At 48.9% G+C, this 16,347-nt stretch carries 12 protein-coding genes and 2 pseudogenes; 8 read left to right on the top strand and 6 right to left on the bottom strand.

The window, feature by feature from the left end; translation table 11 throughout:
* Positions 1–34: 34 nt before the first annotated feature.
* A complete protein-coding gene (locus tag H6F52_RS14190; RefSeq protein WP_190411740.1) occupies positions 35–298 on the bottom strand; it encodes a hypothetical protein in 264 nt (87 codons plus the stop codon).
* Between the two features lie 401 nt (positions 299–699).
* Between H6F52_RS14190 and purC the strand changes: the two genes are divergently transcribed.
* The 6 genes from purC to lpxB all read left to right on the top strand — a co-directional run bounded on the left by purC (position 700) and on the right by lpxB (position 7,903).
* Positions 700–1,440: a phosphoribosylaminoimidazolesuccinocarboxamide synthase gene (gene purC / locus H6F52_RS14195; RefSeq protein WP_190535662.1), complete on the top strand. Its 741-nt coding sequence runs from the start codon at positions 700–702 to the stop codon at positions 1,438–1,440.
* Between the two features lie 90 nt (positions 1,441–1,530).
* Positions 1,531–4,038, top strand: a complete 2,508-nt coding sequence (locus H6F52_RS14200; protein WP_190535664.1) for a BamA/TamA family outer membrane protein — start codon at positions 1,531–1,533, stop codon at positions 4,036–4,038.
* Positions 4,039–4,117: 79 nt separating this feature from the next.
* Entirely contained in the window at positions 4,118–4,963 is an 846-nt protein-coding gene (gene lpxC / locus H6F52_RS14205) for a UDP-3-O-acyl-N-acetylglucosamine deacetylase (protein WP_190535666.1), read from the top strand.
* 66 nt (positions 4,964–5,029) lie between these two features.
* Complete coding sequence (gene fabZ, locus H6F52_RS14210) at positions 5,030–5,566, top strand: 3-hydroxyacyl-ACP dehydratase FabZ (RefSeq protein WP_190411736.1); 537 nt, start codon at positions 5,030–5,032, stop codon at positions 5,564–5,566.
* 252 nt (positions 5,567–5,818) lie between these two features.
* A complete protein-coding gene (gene lpxA, locus H6F52_RS14215; RefSeq protein ID WP_190535668.1) occupies positions 5,819–6,625 on the top strand; it encodes an acyl-ACP--UDP-N-acetylglucosamine O-acyltransferase in 807 nt (268 codons plus the stop codon).
* Positions 6,626–6,748: 123 nt separating this feature from the next.
* On the top strand, positions 6,749–7,903 hold the full coding sequence (gene lpxB, locus H6F52_RS14220) for a lipid-A-disaccharide synthase (RefSeq protein WP_190535670.1): 1,155 nt from the start codon (positions 6,749–6,751) through the stop codon (positions 7,901–7,903).
* Between the two features lie 146 nt (positions 7,904–8,049).
* On the opposite strand, the gene H6F52_RS14225 is transcribed toward lpxB, so the two are convergent.
* Complete coding sequence (locus H6F52_RS14225) at positions 8,050–8,259, bottom strand: hypothetical protein (RefSeq protein WP_190527586.1); 210 nt, start codon at positions 8,257–8,259, stop codon at positions 8,050–8,052.
* Between the two features lie 54 nt (positions 8,260–8,313).
* Between H6F52_RS14225 and H6F52_RS14230 the strand changes: the two are divergent.
* Positions 8,314–8,634: pseudogene (locus H6F52_RS14230) on the top strand (glycosyltransferase).
* A gap of 230 nt (positions 8,635–8,864) precedes the next feature.
* Positions 8,865–11,336, top strand: coding sequence for a PAS domain-containing protein (locus tag H6F52_RS14240; RefSeq protein WP_242033946.1), 2,472 nt, complete (start codon positions 8,865–8,867; stop codon positions 11,334–11,336).
* Between the two features lie 167 nt (positions 11,337–11,503).
* Here H6F52_RS14240 and H6F52_RS14245 read toward each other — a convergent pair whose 3' ends face one another.
* The 4 genes and pseudogenes from H6F52_RS14245 to H6F52_RS14260 all read right to left on the bottom strand — a co-directional run bounded on the left by H6F52_RS14245 (position 11,504) and on the right by H6F52_RS14260 (position 16,200).
* Positions 11,504–12,232 carry a response regulator transcription factor gene (locus H6F52_RS14245; protein WP_190411733.1) on the bottom strand — a complete coding sequence of 243 codons (729 nt, stop codon included), beginning with the start codon at positions 12,230–12,232 and terminating at the stop codon, positions 11,504–11,506.
* A gap of 207 nt (positions 12,233–12,439) precedes the next feature.
* Positions 12,440–14,764, bottom strand: a complete 2,325-nt coding sequence (locus H6F52_RS14250; protein WP_190535674.1) for a hypothetical protein — start codon at positions 14,762–14,764, stop codon at positions 12,440–12,442.
* Between the two features lie 244 nt (positions 14,765–15,008).
* A pseudogene (locus tag H6F52_RS26445) lies at positions 15,009–15,151 on the bottom strand (DNA adenine methylase); the annotation flags it as partial.
* A gap of 23 nt (positions 15,152–15,174) precedes the next feature.
* On the bottom strand, positions 15,175–16,200 hold the full coding sequence (locus H6F52_RS14260; protein WP_190437579.1) for an ABC transporter permease: 1,026 nt from the start codon (positions 16,198–16,200) through the stop codon (positions 15,175–15,177).
* Positions 16,201–16,347: the final 147 nt, after the last annotated feature.

Below are 16,347 nucleotides of genomic sequence, written 5' to 3' on the forward strand. Positions count from 1 at the left end.
GGCGTAAATTCTCTAGACGCTGCCCTTTTGCACCTCACCTTTCCGGATTATCCTCTCCACTCTGGAAAGGGTTCTCACCGATGGCGAGTTGCTTTTTGGTTTTTTTCAACTGCTTCCAGAGACTCTTAATTTGTTCGTAGGCTTCGGAGGATGAAATTTTCCCCCCAGTTTCCAGGTTGCAGATGAAATTCACCCGTTGAGCAAATTCCTGCAAATTTGCGTTAAAAACCAGGTTTTCTGGCTTGACTTGACCGTAGTAACGACTACGAGGATACAGAAAATCAGAGCGGTCTGCCATAGATTACCTCCTTGGGATAAACTACTCAACCTACTGGCGTGAGAAACGAACCAATCGTTAATCCTGTTTTTTGCCCAAGCTGGAAAAGCTAGCAACAGAAACAGGGAGGTATTCCGACCGTTGCCCGATCCACCTTGGAGTCGGTAGAACTTTCTTGCGATCGCCCGCTGTTGGAATCAGGATTTACCGGGTGTTTTGTTCGAGTCTTGACCACTATTGTGATCTTTGCACAAAGGGCTGCGCTTATTTTAATTACAAATTAATCAAAATTTAACCTTATCTTAATCAAAGATTATGCCAGTTACTCGCAGATGCCCAGATGTTGACGCCATTCGGCTCCTAAGGCATTAAAATCTTCTGTGCTGCTGCCGACGATCCATTAATACAAATAACGACTCTCCATGTCCGCCCAATCAACCAACCTTTACGAAGGCAAAGCCAAGATTCTCTATACCACGGACGATCCGGACATTCTGCTGGCTCACTTCAAAGACGAAGCTACCGCCTTTAATGCCAAAAAGCGCGGTCAGATTATCGGCAAAGGTGAAATTAACTGCACCATTGCCGCTTATTTGTTCCAGGTTTTGGAAGCATCGGGCATCCCAACCCACTTCATTGACTGTCCGGCACCCAACCAAATGCGCGTCCAAGCGTTAAAGATTCTGCCCCTAGAAGTGGTGGTCAGGAACATTGCTGCGGGAAGTCTGTGTCAACAAACAGGGTTGCCCGTAGGTACCGTCCTGCCCGATCCGCTGGTGGAATTTTATTTTAAAAATGACGATCTCGGAGATCCTTTGTTAACACGCGATCGCTTGATGTTATTGAAATTAGCGACACCAGAACAGCTTGACCAATTACAAAGTAGCGCCTTGCGGATTAACGAAATCCTCAGAGACTTTTTTCACCAATGCCGGATTACCCTAGTGGATTTCAAGTTGGAGTTTGGCGTTGACCGGCATGGCGAGATACGACTGGGAGACGAAATCAGCCCCGATACCTGCCGTCTTTGGGATGAGTCTGAAGACGATCCCGACCGGCGAGTGCTAGATAAAGATCGGTTCCGTCGGGATTTGGGGCAGGTGGAAGATGCCTACCAGCAAGTTCTAAAAAGAGTTCTCGAACAAGTAAATCGTAAAAAGTAAAAGCAGAAAAAATTCTTTCTTTGGCTTTTTGCTTTTTTACTTTTGTCTCTATTTTCAATGTGTGTGGAAGTGTCGAAAACGAGTAAAAGAATGCGCTTATCTCCCTTTTTATTGACGATTTTGGCTGCCTCATCTGCCTGCTGTGTAGCATTTCCTGCCAGAGGGCAAACGACAAATTCTTCGTCGGACACCTCCGAGAGAACAGCGTGGTATGGCGATTATATTGAGCAGACCCAGGCTGACGCAGGACGCGATCGCCCAGAATCTCAACCAACCAATAACGTAGTCGTCAATGCTGTGAGTGCCCCAGAGACGACACCGCCCGGGAGGGCGCTTAGACCGTCGCCCAGCCTCACTGAGATTGTTACACGCTCCACCACCGCACCCGCCCCAGTTAACGTCCCAGTTAACGTCCCAGTTAAACCGGAGCGCGTAGAGGTCGCCAGTAGCAGTCGTCGGGAACCGCCACCCGCCAATAACGTGGTGGTTAACACCATGAGCGTTCCAACAACAAAAGAGCCTGTAGGGGCAAAATCCCCCTCATCCGTACTCAGCCAAACTCCCACAACCCAATCTCCATCCTCTCCCACGCCGGAAACAGAGCCAGTGGTTCCCCGCACCGGCGAAGAATCAACACCGCAACAAGAAACGCCGGATACCATTGAATTCGATCTCACGCCAGGGACGACTGGTGAGCCGAATCTTGAGTTGCCAGAGCCACGGGAACAACCTGTACCAACCCCTGAAGGTGGACAACCTGCAACAACGCCTGAAACGGTACAACCTGCGCCTACCGACCAGCCAGAAGCCAGAGTGCTAGTGGGTGAAGTCGTTGTTACTGGCGTAGAAGGGGATCTCGAAAACGAAGTTTATGAGGCAATTCGCACCCGACCCGGACAAACGGCGACCCGGAGCCAGTTACAGGAAGATGTGAATGCCATCTACGCCACAGGTTTTTTCAGCAACGCCAGAGTAGAGCCACAGGATACCCCGCTGGGTGTCCGTGTCGTCTTTGTAGTAGAACCTAACCCAGTTTTGCGTCAGGTAGTGGTTGTCCCCGTCCCTGCCGACCAAAATCAGCGGGCACTCCCCCAAAAGGTAATCGATGACGCCTTCGCGTCTCAGTATGGTCGCACCCTCAACATCCGCGAACTGCAAGAAGGCATTAAAAAAATAAACCAGTGGTACAAAGAAAACGGCTATGACTTGGCACAAGTAGTTGCCGCACCCCAGATTGCTGAGGATGGCACGGTACGTCTAGAGGTAGCAGAAGGACTGATTGAGGATATTGAAGTCCGCTTTCTCGACAAAGACGGACAACCCGCAAATGATGAGGGTCAACCCATCCGGGGTCGCACCCGCGATTTCATCATCACGCGAGAAATCGAACTGAATTCTGGAGAGGTCTTTAACCGGACGAAAGCGGAAAGGGATCTGCGCCGAGTCTTTCGCTTAGGTATCTTTGAAGATGTGCGACTCTCATTCAGACCGGGGCAAGATCCGCGCAAAGTGGTGGTGGTCGTGGACGTGATTGAGAAGAACACCGGCTCAGTGGCGGCGGGTGCTGGGATTAGTTCCGCCAGTGGATTATTCGGCACCATTAGCTATCAAGAGCAAAATCTGGGGGGCAATAACCAGAAGCTGGGGGCAGAGTTGCAGGTCGGTCAGCGAGAACTGCTATTTGATGTCAACTTTACAGATCCCTGGATTGCTGGCGATCCTTACCGGACTTCCTACACCGTCAATGGGTTCAGACGCCGATCCATTTCGCTGATTTTTGATGGCGGTGACACAGAGGTGGAATTACCCGATGGAGACAGACCCCGCGTCCTGCGATTGGGGGGTGGCGTCACCTTTACCCGTCCGCTTTCCCGAGATGTTTTTGCAGATCCGGAATGGAGAGCGAGTCTGGGCTTGCAGTATCAACGGGTTTCGATCCGAAATTCCGACGGCGACATTAGCCCGAAGGATGAGCTAGGCAACGACTTGAGCTTTAGTGGGGAAGGGAAAGACGACTTGTTGACCCTGCAATTTGGGGTTGTGCGCGATCGCCGTAACAGCGCCGTAATTCCGACCTCTGGATCTCTACTGCGCCTAGGCGTTGAACAGTCTCTCCCCGTAGGTGTGGGAGGGATTCTGTTTAACCGTCTGCGCGGTAGCTATAGCTACTATCTTCCTGTCAGATATACGAACTTCTCCCCAGGTCCACAAGCGCTCGCTTTCAACGTTCAAGCCGGAACCGTCCTCGGCGATTTACCTCCCTATGAAGCTTTCTCTCTAGGCGGTAGTAACTCGGTGCGGGGTTTTGAGGAAGGAGATGTCGGCAGCGGTCGCAGCTTTATCCAAGCGACCGCAGAGTATCGCTTCCCTATTTTCTCGATTGTGGGCGGTGCTTTGTTTGTCGATGCCGCAACCGATTTCGGGACTGGTAGCACCGTACCCGGAGATCCGGCTGGGGTGCGGGGTAAGCCCGGAAGCGGCTTTGGTTATGGTCTTGGCGTCCGCGTGCAATCTCCCCTCGGCCCGATTCGCATCGACTATGGTTTTAATAACGAAGGGGACAGCCGCCTCCACTTTGGAATTGGGGAGAGATTCTAAAAATTAAAAATGTAAAATTAAAAATTAAAAATTAGGAGAATTTCTTCAATTTTTAGTTTTTAATTTTTAATTTTTAATTATGAAACAACACACGCTAAAAGGCTCTTTTGAACAATCTGGCGTCGGTCTACATAGCGGCGTCCCTACCCATGTCCGAGTGCTACCAGCGGCGGCTGGAGAGGGACGTTACTTTGTCAGAGTTGACCTGGCTGGGGCACCCGTGATTCCAGCGCGGGTGGAAGCAGTCAGTCAGACAACCCTCTCCACCGAACTTGCTAGCAGTGGAGAGGCGCGGGTTCGGACTGTGGAACACCTGCTAGCCGCTTTAGCAGGCAGCGGTGTCGATAACGCTCGAATTGAGATTGATGGTCCGGAAGTGCCCCTGCTGGATGGCTCAGCGCTGATTTGGGCGGAAGCGATCGCGCAAGCGGGCGTGGTCGATAACGATGAAGGAATTCCCGATTCCACTTTTAAGCTAGAAAAGCCCGTATGGGTCTATCAAGGCGATGCCTTTGTCGCCGCCCTACCCGCACCGGAGTTGCGCTTTTCCTACGGAATTGACTTCGACTCAGCAGCAATTGGCAATCAGTGGCACAGCTGGACGCCGAGGCAAGAAAAATTTGCAGACGCGATCGCACCCGCCCGCACGTTTGGTCTAGCGCACCAAATTGAGCAGTTACAAGCCGCAGGTTTAATCAAAGGCGGAAGTTTAGAAAATGCCCTGGTTTGCGATTCACAAGAATGGCTTAATCCTCCCTTAAGATTTTCAAATGAGCCAGTGCGTCATAAACTTTTAGATTTAGTAGGAGATTTAAGTTTACTGGGATATTTCCCGCAAGCTCATATCCTCGCCTACAAAGCCAGCCATCACCTGCATATCCAACTCACTCAGCAGTTACTCCCTTTTGTGAGTGGCACTGAGTGAGCCTGTGTAAAGTGGCTGCGCGATCGCAACTCTAGCCCCTAGCCTCTAATCCCTGTCATACAGCCCATGTCCACACTGATTGAAGTCAATACACCCGATGCTGAGACTGCGACGCCCCAAGCCAAGAATGTCGGGGAAGAAACAGCACAAAACAGCCAATCTGCTGCCAAAACCATCCTGACGATCGAAGACATTCAAAAATTGCTGCCCCATCGGTATCCTTTTGCATTGGTGGATCGGATTATCGAGTACGTGCCCGGAGAAAGGGCTGTGGGCATCAAAAATGTCACCTTTAACGAACCCCATTTTCAAGGGCATTTCCCCGGTCGTCCGATTATGCCTGGGGTATTAATTGTGGAAGCAATGGCTCAAGTGGGCGGGATCGTATTGACCCAACTCCCAGATATTGAAAGCGGCTTATTTATGTTTGCTGGCATTGATAAAGTCCGCTTCCGTCGCCCCGTAGTACCGGGAGATCAGCTAGTCATGACCGTGGAACTGCTGTGTGTCAAACGGCGTCGTTTTGGAAAGATGCACGCCCGTGCCGAAGTCGATGGTCAATTGGCTACAGAAGGCGAACTGATGTTTTCCATCGTTGACTAAAACAGTCATGAGGACTGAGGAGTGTTTGCTTAGCGCTACTCTATTCGCAGGCTAAAAAACAGGTTTGAGAAAAGAAGTTTGATGGCACATTAGTTGAAGAAGCTGATGGTTAAATTCTGACTCATAACTCCTAACGCTAACTTTATTCCTCATTCCTCAGTTTTGATTTGTGACTTGTCACTTTTGTTTACTCAGTCCGTGCTTTGCTAACAGTCCGCGCGATCGCGCCGAAGAGCGCTAACAGTCCTGTATATGATTCATCCCACCGCGATAATTCACCCTGACGCTCAACTACACCCCAGCGTGCAAGTTGGGCCTTATGCGGTGATTGGAGAACAAGTAAAAATTGGTGCTGAAACCACGATTGGCGCTCATGTTGTAATCGAGGGACCAACGGAAATTGGTGCACAAAATCACATTTTTCCGGGGGCAGCAATTGGCTTAGAACCCCAAGACCTCAAGTATGACGGGGCTAAAACCTGGGTAAAAATTGGTGATGGTAATCGAATTCGAGAGTATGTCACAATTAACCGGGCAACTGGCGAGGGTGAAGCGACGGTAATTGGCAATGGCAACTTGTTGATGGCTTATGTCCACGTTGCTCATAATTGCGCGATCGCAGATAAAGTGATTATTTCCAATGCGGTGTCGCTCGCTGGGCACGTCCAGATTGATTCGCGGGCGGTGATTGGTGGCGTCCTAGGGATTCATCAATTTGTCCACATCGGGCGAGGCGCAATGGTGGGTGGGATGAGTCGCATTGACCGCGATGTGCCTCCTTATCTGCTCGTAGAGGGAAATCCATCGCGGGTACGCAGTCTCAACTTGGTGGGACTTAAACGCGCTGGTTTATCTGCCGCTGAGTTGGGAATTCTCAAAAAAGCTTTTCGGATTCTCTATCGTTCTGGATTACCCCTGAATCAATCCCTAGAACAACTGGATCTGCTCCCAGATAACGAATACTTGCAACACCTGCGCCGGTTCCTGCAACTTTCTCAAGCGCCAGGGCGGCGCGGTCCGATTCCAGGGAAAAGAACGAAGAATAAGGATGAAGAGTAATTGGGAAACAAGTTGTAGAGACGCCCTAAACCGCGTCTGAGTTTTGAGTTCAAAGTAATTTGTTTCATTCAAAACTCAACTCAAAACTCAAAACTCGATTACCCATTACCCATTGCCAAATTAATGCGTATATTTATCAGCACTGGTGAAGTTTCAGGGGATCTGCAAGGGGCGCTACTGATTGAGGCACTTTATCGACAAGCACAGGCAACTGGCTTGGAATTAGAAATTGTTGCCTTGGGGGGCGATCGCATGGCGGCAGCGGGTGCGACTCTCTTGAGCAATACCAGCGGGATTGGTTCGGTGGGGCTTTTTGAATCTCTCCCTTATGTGTTACCGACCTTACAAGTCCAGCGTCGAGCTAAACAGTACCTTCGAGAGAATCCGCCCGATCTGGTGGTGTTAATTGACTACTTGGGTCCAAATATTGGCGTCGGCACCTATATCCAGCAACAGATGCCGCAGGTGCCAGTCGCGTACTACATCACGCCGCAGGTATGGGTTTGGTCGCCCTTCAAGCGCGACACGACTCGAATCATCGAGATTAGCGACCAAGTGTTGGCAATTTTCCCAGAGGAAGCGCAATATTTCCAAAAACGGGGGGCATCGGCTGCTTGGGTGGGGCATCCCTTGGTGGATCGGATGCAAAAGGCTCCCAGCCGAGAAGCGGCGCGAAGAATCTTAGAGATAGAGTCAGAACAAATTGCGATCGCGCTTCTTCCTGCCTCCCGTCCTCAAGAACTCAAGTATCTGATGCCGGTGATGTTTGAGGCGGCGAAAGCGATCCAAAACAAACTGCCTCAAGTTCATTTCTGGATTCCTTTGTCTCTGGAAGCTTATCGGCTCCAAATTGAAGCGGCGATTGGACGTTATGGTTTAAATGCAACTCTGGTTGCTGGTAAAAGTCAGGAAGTTCTGGCGGCGGCTGATTTAGCGATCGCTAAGTCGGGGACTGTAAATCTGGAACTTGCCCTTTTAAATGTGCCGCAGGTGGTTCTCTACCGCGTTAGTCGCTTTACCTATTGGATTGCCCGTAATATTCTAAAATTCTCGATTCCCTTCATGTCGCCAGCCAACTTGGTAATGATGCGGTCGATTGTGCCCGAATTGCTGCAAGATCAAGCTACGCCAGAAAACATTGTCCAAGAAGCTTTAGAACTCTTACTCAATCCCGAACGTCGCCAGCAAACTGTTGCAGATTATCAAGAAATGCGCTCCTCATTGGGAGAAGTGGGAGTTTGCGATCGCGCTGCCAAAGAAATCCTTCAAATGCTTTGAAAATTTTTAATTAAAACTTCCTTTAACTACTGACATTATTCCTTCCTAAAACCCGAGTTTCATCAATTTGTAAGGTTCTATAGCAATCCTTGTGAGATTCCAGCGGTTCAGCTCCCGACTTCCGTAAGAAGTCGGGGAACTCGCCTTCACAAATCATTTAGGATTGCGATATCAGGAACAGTTTCCTCAATTTTGGCATCTTGACGATAGGGAAACTTACACGGGGCGACTGACAGCCTAGCCTGGACAATCTGTTGCTTCCAGCTCATCAGTAGCAAGAAGGTCGCTTTGTGGTGGCAGGGCCACAGTATCCGAATAATATTAACTTGCCCAAAAATGTTGAGCAAATCGAGCATTTGCCACCTGCTCGACACCGCTAGTTTTACCCTTTCCAACTGTTCACTCTTAATATTAGACGGACTAATATGGTTGAAGCAGATTATTCTCCCATCAGGCGTTTATTTGAAGCATCTGCGTGTGGAACTCCAATGATTAGTGATTATTGGTAGGGGTTGGAAACAATTTTTGAAATGGGTAAAGAAATTCTGATTGCCGAGTCGCCTGCCGATACTTTACAGGATCTTCAAGAAACTCCGGAAGCTGAGAGAATTGCAATCGGCGAGCACGCTTGGACTCGCGCTTTGGCACAACATACGGCAGCCCATCGAGCCTCTAAATTGGAAGGCTACGTCTTGGAGCGAATCACTTTGTATTCTTCCTTTAAAAATTAATACTGGCTGTAAATTTTTTACCGACTGCTAGGCTTTTGTGGCAATTTCTCGATTCTGGGAAATTCCCGATTTTGCTTTGTTTTGATGAGGCTTAATTTTAGATATTATCTTGGCAAAAAAGCTTTATTTATGATAGAAAAGCGGGGGATCTATCTTCGGGAATATTTAAGTTATTTTTAATATTGATTTATCTTGAAGAAAGGCTGTTAACGTTCGGTTCTTAAATTCTGATGGCAAGCCAGCAAGCTAGATGTGGGGAGTTCCAAGACCTCACGGGGCACCAAGGGGACAAGGGGACATTAAGGCTGTATGACCGAGCGATGGCAGCAACCAGCTGTGGCATCGTCATTAGCGACGCCAGTCTACCAAATAATCCAATTATCTATTGCAATCCCGCCTTTGAAAAAATAACCGGGTATTCGACTGCCGAAGTCTTGGGACGAAACTGCCGATTTTTGCAAGGAAATGATACCGATCCAGCCGCAATTGAGCAAATTCGTCAAGCCTTGCAAACAGGGAAAGAATGCCAGGTGGTTCTCAAAAACTATCGCAAGGATGGAACACCTTTCTGGAATGACCTGAGTATTTCGCCGGTATATGACGAAGAGGGTCGGGTGACGCAATTTATCGGCGTCCAGACGGATATTACCGAGCGTAAAGCCGCCCAAGAGGCGCAGTGCGAAGGGGAAACGCGGCTGCGGCTGGCTCTGGGTGCGGCAAGTATGGGGGTTTGGGACTGGGATCTGGGAACCAATCGGGTGACTTGGTCTGAAGAGGTGGAAGGGATTTTTGGTCTGGCTCCTGGTTCCTTTACTGGCACCTACGAGGCTTATCTCCAATGCATTCATCCTGAAGATTGCTACCGCGTGGGACTTGAGATTGCGAGCATCGTAGAAGTCGGGAAAGACTTAAAGATGGAGTATCGCGTCATTCGTCCTGATGGAATTGGCTGGGTGGCGTCACGGGGTGCCGTTGTGCGCGACAATACGGGGAAGTGCGTGCGGATGATGGGAACGGTGATGGATATTACCGAACGCAAGCAAGCAGAGGAAGCGTCGCGACAGCAATTTTTGAGAGAACGGCTGGTCGGAGCGATCGCTAAGCGCATCCGTCAGTCTCTAGATTTAGAAGAAGTTCTCAATACAACTGTGGCAGAAGTGCGCCATTTTCTCTCTACTGACCGGGTACTCATTTACCGCTTCGATCTAGATCGGAACGGAGTTGTGGTTGTAGAGTCGGTCGGTGAGGATTGGACGCCTATTTTAGGAACCAGCATCCAAGATCCTTGCTTTGGGAAAAGCTACGTCTCGCCATACCAGCAAGGTCGGGTTCGAGCGATTGACAATATCTATACTGCGGGTATCCAACAATGCCATATTGATTTACTTGCCCAGTTTCAGGTGAGAGCTAACTTGGTAGTTCCGATTCTGCAAGGGGAAAATTTATGGGGGTTGCTGATTGCCCATCACTGTCGGGAACCCCGAAAATGGCAAGAATCAGAAGTAGAATTGCTCAAACAGCTGAGCGTGCAGCTAGCGATAGCAATTAAGCAATCCGTTCTCTTCCAACAGCTAAACGCCGAACTGGTCGAACGCAAACAGGCAGAAATCGCTTGGCTGAAATCAGAAGCGCAGCTAAAAGAACAAACAACCCAACTAAAACGAACCTTGGGAGAATTGGGACAAACCCAATCTCAGCTAATTCAGAGCGAAAAGATGTCCAGTTTAGGGCAGTTGGTTGCAGGTGTTGCCCATGAAATTAATAATCCAGTCTCCTTCATCTACGGCAATCTCGACCATGCGAATCAGTATGCTCATGACCTGCTGAACCTGTTAAATCTCTATCAAAAGCACTTTCCCAAACCCCCTACCGAAATTCAAGTTGCAAATCAGGATATCGATTTAGATTTCTTGGTGGAAGATTTTCCCAAACTACTGACTTCCATGAAAATGGGAGCCGACCGCATCCGCGATTTGGTCTTGTCGCTGCGGAATTTCTCCCGCCTGGATGAATCCCAGAAGAAGGCGGTTGATATTCATGAGGGCATAGATAACACGCTGTTGATTTTGCAGCATCGGTTGAAAGAAGACAGCTCCCATCCCAAAATTCAGATTATTAAAGAATACGGCGATTTGCCCAAAGTAGATTGTTACGCTGGGCAACTCAACCAAGTGTTTATGAATCTTCTGAGTAATGCAATTGATGCTTTAGAAGAATACAATGCCCAGCAAGTCTCCGCAGGAGGAGCATCGCTGACGCCGGAGGATCTCAAAGCCAACCCCAGCCAGATTACCATTCGCACCTCTTTGAAGGATGAAGGAATCAGGATAAAGGATGAATTCAATGCCAATCCTCATCCCACCCTTCGAGAAGGGCAAAGCCCTACATCCCTAAGTCCCAATCCTGCCTCTGTTGTCATCAGGATTGCGGATAATGGCCCTGGCATTCCCGAAGCAATTCAGAAACAAATTTTTGACCCCTTCTTTACGACGAAAGCCGTGGGAAAAGGGACTGGCTTGGGCTTGTCCATTAGCTACCAAGTTGTGGTTGAACGTCACGGGGGTCAACTCGAGTGCGTGTCAACACCGGGAAAGGGAACAGAGTTTATTATCGAAATTCCGATCCAGAAGGTAGAAGCGGAATCTCTTTTAGGGGCGCATTGCCCAATTCCTCTATCTATACAGCCCCATCGGGTGGCTTAACACTCCCTTATGCTTGGCACTCCCTGCTTGCCAAGGTCGGTTTTTTTGCTTTCTCCGGGAAGCTTAGAACCGTTCCATTTTCTTCAAGCAGACCTTCCCCACCTAGGAAGAAAGGGCTGTTGATGAACACATCTTGATGAACACAACACAGGCAAATCAACAATCAATCAGCTTGCGTCTGTGCTAACTTGCTCTTCAGTCGGCAACTCCAGACAGTAGCCCGCACCATAGACGGTCTTAATATAGCGCGGGTGGCGGGGATCGGGTTCTAGCTTCGTTCTCAAGTGCCGAATATGCACCCGAATCGTTTCAATGTCATCGTCGGGATCGTAGCCCCAAACTTCCCGCAGGATTTCACTAGGAGAAACGGTTTGACCATGACGCTGGAGTAAGCAGTGCAGTAATTCAAACTCCAGATGCGTTAACTTCACTGTCTGATTGAACCAAATAGCCTCAAAGCGTTCTGGGACTAAGGTTAAAGAGCCATAGTGCAAGATTTCCGAGTGTTTGGCGGCTTGGGGAATACGGTCTGTTCGTCGCAGCAAGGCTCTGACCCGTGCCAGCATTTCTTCGAGTTCAAACGGCTTGGTCAGGTAATCATCGGCTCCGGCATTAAAGCCTTCTACCTTATCTTGAGTCTGACCCAGTGCTGTCAACATTAACACCGGAATATCGGCAGTGCGTTCATCCCGCCGCAACCGCTGGCAGACGGTGAAACCGTCCACATTGGGCAGCATTAGGTCAAGCATAATGAGGTCTGGTTGCAGTTGCAAAGCCAGTGCCTGACCTTTAATGCCATCTGGTGCTTGGCTGACATCGTATCCAGCCATTTCCAGATTGATGGTAACTAATTCTGCGATCGCAGCGTCGTCGTCGATGACGAGTATCCGGGGCATCACTACTAAATTATTGCTACAGTATTTTAAAGTTTCTATAAGAACCTTTATCGGAATCCAAAGATTCCTGTACAGATTATACGCAAGGATTCTAAATTCTTTCTAAAGAAAACCTTGGATTATTAAGAGAGTTGGCGATCGCACAAACACGCAGAGCATTCTATCTGCCCCACCAGAAAGGATCGTGACTGGGCGAAATGCACTCGTTTAGCTTTGAGCGTTAATCCAATCTCCTAGCGCCTTGCCCATCTTTTTCAGCTGAAGGGGGCGCTTGTAACTGAAATTAGAAAGTTGGGCTGCGGGCTTGATAATACCCCGATTTTTCTCACCGTCACACCAGTACGAGTTTGGAGCAGATTGTGGCGTATCAATGAGGGTAAAGTGCAACAAGCCAATCAATCCAGCGTTTTGCAGTTCTAAGGAGCGCTGTTGTAATTCCTGGTAAACTTTCGCGCCTCCCTCGTCCCAATCGGTGCCAGCATCAGCCATCAGGAAAAAGTAATCGATCAGAGACGGCTTTTGCAGTTGGGTTTGGATGAATTGGGCGATCGCAATTACTCGGTCGGGCATATCATAAAGCTTCGCTTGATCGGGGGTTAAGCGTTGGCATCCGTTTCCGTCATTCCGCCAGGGGCCTTGGGTTACTTGAAACCCAAAGAAATCGACTCCCGGTGCAGCCGCCTTCAAATCAGGTAAATAGTTTTGCAGACCCGTGGGGGAAGCATTAAAGTCACCGAAAGCCAAACCCACTTTCAAATTCAGTCCCGGAACCGAACTCGCTGAGGTACGTAATCTTTGGGCAGCTTCAGCCATTAACTGCCCGAACTTCTGCGGAATACTGGCATCCCACCCATAATTCGCATTGACGGGATCGCGGAGCGTTCCTACCAGATTATGCTCCGGTTCCAGCGATACATACACCGTCCCTTGGGTCTTAGAGAGTACATCTTTCGCGAGGCGATCTAACTCCGAGAAGTACCAACTCTTTCTGGCTTCAATTTCAGCCCAAGTTTTTTTACTTTGGACATCGTGGGTAATCAAGTTAACGATAAAGACGGGGACAACCCCTTCTTTAAACATTCGGTCTGTCGTCGCGCAAGTTTTCTGACCAGCCACACAACCAAACCAAATGGGTTGCCATCCCACCTCTACTCCAAGCGATGCAGCTTTCGGTTTGGGTAAACCGACTTCTTTGGCAACGTCAAGGCTGTGCATCCAAGTTCCTTCTACGTTGCTAGTGTCGCCACCAAAACCAATTAGCAATGGATTACTGGTTTGGGGAGTGTTAGGTACGGGTTGAGGAGTTGCGGGGGTTAGGGGAGGAGTTGCGGGTGTCTGAGCAGTTGTCGGAGGAGTATAGAGGGTCTGACCTTGACCCATCAGCTTTTTCTGATTCAAAACCATCCGGAACCAGTTTTGAAAAATCACTTGGGTTCCGTTTCGCTGCCTCGTGGTTCTCCGGAGTTGAGAGTTTGCATTCCCATTCCAAACGATCAGCTGCCGTTTGCGGGTTTCCACATAACGGATTGAAGAAACGCGATTTTTTTGCCCATCCACCAAATAAGCAAATACAAGACCGTAGTTAGGATTACTGCGTTCAACTGGAATCCAATACTCCCGACCGCAGGCGGCAGGATTCACTTTCTCTGGAACTCGATTGAAGTGATGGAAAACATAGTAAAGGCGACCATCCTTATCAACTCCTTTACCGGGTTGAGTTAGCATCCCAGAGCCACAATAGTTTTGAGCTGCTGTTTTGCTGGTTTGAGGGTTTGGGGAGGCAGGAGTAGAGGCAGTTTGGGTTGCTGTAGAAGCTTGGTTCTGGTTATTTATCAGAGTTTGGGGGATAGAGGCAGTCTGAGTGCGCCTTAGTTGCCTCCAATTTAGAATCTGCGCGATCGCATGAGAAAGGGCTTGGTTTCCATCTTGCCGCGTCAGGATTCTTCTCAGTAGAGGATTGACTGGATTACCATCCCAAGCGATGAGTTTCCCGTTGTTCGTTTCCACATAACGAGTGGCAGAAACGCGATTTTTGTATCCATCCACCCAATAAACAAATACAAGTCCGTAATAAGGATTGCTTTGCTCGGCTGGAATCCAATATTCCCGACCACAAGCGGCAGAATTCACTGACTCTTGACCTCGGCTGAAGTCATAGAAAACGGAATACACTCTCGTGTCTGTATCGATTCCCCTGGTAGGTTTGGTGATGGTGCCAGAACCACAGTAATTTGTCGGGGCGGTCCTCTCAAAAGGGCTGGGTTGGCTTGCTAGGATTTGCGGTTGTTGCGACTCAGAAGCAAATTGATTCAGCTTATTGTTGAATGCAGATTGAATGGCGGGCGGATGAGCAGCAACGGCAACAGAGGAGGTATCGGTATGGGTACTGCTAATACCCATATTGAGGGTAAAAACGGTGCTGAGCGCTATTGCGAGAAGGCGGTGCAGGAATGTTACCGGGTCAAACAAGGAGCCTACTAGAGTCGCAACAAAGCTGATGGTAGCTAAAGCAAGCAGCCGAATTCTACGCATTATGCAGCCGGAAATCTAAATAGATTATTGGCTGCTTCCTTTCCCTACTTCATCGGGAAATTTGCTGGATATCTCATTAACTGGCATTTGGCTCTCAGTGCGATCGCGGAGTTCCCACCTTCTCAAACACCGTTACTGTCCGTTAATCAACCTAAAATGAGGCTGCATATCAGAAACCCGGTTTCTTAAAGAACCGGGTTTTCAACCACTTCCATCACTTCTGCGTCACCATACTTCACCGAATCGTTGCAACAGGTGAAGGTTGTCGCTCGCTCAATACCGCAGCCGAAGCACCATAAAGTTCCGCTTTTGGCAACAAGGGCAGCAGCCAATCAAGATGGCTGAATTAATTTCCCCCTATCAACCAAAACCGATTAATTTAGCCATTTTTTTTGTCTTAGTTGCCGGTTTTAGTAACGAATTCGAGGGTCGATGTAAGCATTGATAATATCAATCAAAATGCTAGCAACTACAACAATCGACGCAAAAAATACCATGATTCCCTGCACCGTAGGGTAATCTCGTAAAGAAATGGCTTCATAAAGCCGATTTCCTAAACCAGGCCAAGAGAAGGTAACTTCTGTTAAAACTGCGCCGCCAAGCAATGCGGCTAAAGTCAGCCCCAGGACGGTAATGACTGGAATCATGGCATTTTTCAGGGCGTGGGCAAAGAGAATCCGCGATTCTGGAATACCTCTGGCTCTAGCAGCTTCTACATAATCCGCTTTAAGCGTTTGCTTCAGGTTTACCCGTACAATCCGCTCGAAAATACCGCTGAGGAGGACTCCGAGGGTCAAGCTGGGGAGGGCGAGATAATGCAGTGCGGTGAAAAAATGCTCCAAGTTACCGCTGAGGAGACTATCAATCGTGTAAAGACCCGTGATGATCGGTGGTGGTGCTGTAGTTAGGGGAAAGCGCGATCCTAGGGGAAACCAGCCTAGCTGAACGGAGAAAATCAACTGTAGAATCATCCCTACCCAGAATATCGGGAGCGAGTAGGTGATGATGCCAAACAAACGACCGCTCGCGTCTAAAGCCGTGCCAGGGCGGGTGGCGGAAAGGATGCCAACGCCGACGCCGACTAGGAAAGCAATCGCCATACTAAATACTGCTAATTCTACTGTCGCGGGAAAGTATTTCTGAATCTCACCCCAAACATCTTGACCCTGACTGGTCAGCGAAGTCCCCAAGTTCAAGCTAAGTAGGGAACCCAAATAGCGAATATATTGCAACGGTAAGGGATCTGATAGCCCCAACTGTTGACGATATTGCTCTTTGACGCTTTCTGGGGCGCGACCGCCTAAAACTGCATCCACCGGGTCGCCTGGGGTGGCACGGAGGAGCAAAAACACTAGGGTGATGATGATCCATAGCATCAAGGGTGCTAGGAGAAGGCGGACGAAGATGTAAGACTGTAGGGCTTTGGAGCGTGACATAAAAGAGTTTTGAGTTTTGAGTTTTGAGTTTTGAATTAAAGTTCAAGGTTTTGAGTTTTTTTGAGGAATCGTCGTTTGATTTTCGATTTCTAAAATGTTTTAGCTCAAAACTCGACACCGGAAACTCAAAAGTATTCTTGACTTTTA

This window comes from Coleofasciculus sp. FACHB-542 (assembly GCF_014695825.1).
In the GTDB taxonomy this organism is placed as follows: Bacteria; Cyanobacteriota; Cyanobacteriia; order Cyanobacteriales; family FACHB-T130; genus FACHB-T130.

Bases quoted from the DNA above. Each gene is read 5' to 3' on its own strand.
- H6F52_RS14190 (WP_190411740.1), bottom strand. From the start codon at position 298: ATGGCAGACCGCTCTGATTTTCTGTATCCTCGTAGTCGTTACTACGGT.
- purC (WP_190535662.1), top strand. From the start codon at position 700: ATGTCCGCCCAATCAACCAACCTTTACGAAGGCAAAGCCAAGATTCTC.
- H6F52_RS14200 (WP_190535664.1), top strand. From the start codon at position 1,531: ATGCGCTTATCTCCCTTTTTATTGACGATTTTGGCTGCCTCATCTGCC.
- lpxC (WP_190535666.1), top strand. From the start codon at position 4,118: ATGAAACAACACACGCTAAAAGGCTCTTTTGAACAATCTGGCGTCGGT.
- fabZ (WP_190411736.1), top strand. From the start codon at position 5,030: ATGTCCACACTGATTGAAGTCAATACACCCGATGCTGAGACTGCGACG.
- lpxA (WP_190535668.1), top strand. From the start codon at position 5,819: ATGATTCATCCCACCGCGATAATTCACCCTGACGCTCAACTACACCCC.
- lpxB (WP_190535670.1), top strand. From the start codon at position 6,749: ATGCGTATATTTATCAGCACTGGTGAAGTTTCAGGGGATCTGCAAGGG.
- H6F52_RS14225 (WP_190527586.1), bottom strand. From the start codon at position 8,259: ATGCTCGATTTGCTCAACATTTTTGGGCAAGTTAATATTATTCGGATA.
- H6F52_RS14240 (WP_242033946.1), top strand. From the start codon at position 8,865: ATGGCAAGCCAGCAAGCTAGATGTGGGGAGTTCCAAGACCTCACGGGG.
- H6F52_RS14245 (WP_190411733.1), bottom strand. From the start codon at position 12,232: ATGCCCCGGATACTCGTCATCGACGACGACGCTGCGATCGCAGAATTA.
- H6F52_RS14250 (WP_190535674.1), bottom strand. From the start codon at position 14,764: ATGCGTAGAATTCGGCTGCTTGCTTTAGCTACCATCAGCTTTGTTGCG.
- H6F52_RS14260 (WP_190437579.1), bottom strand. From the start codon at position 16,200: ATGTCACGCTCCAAAGCCCTACAGTCTTACATCTTCGTCCGCCTTCTC.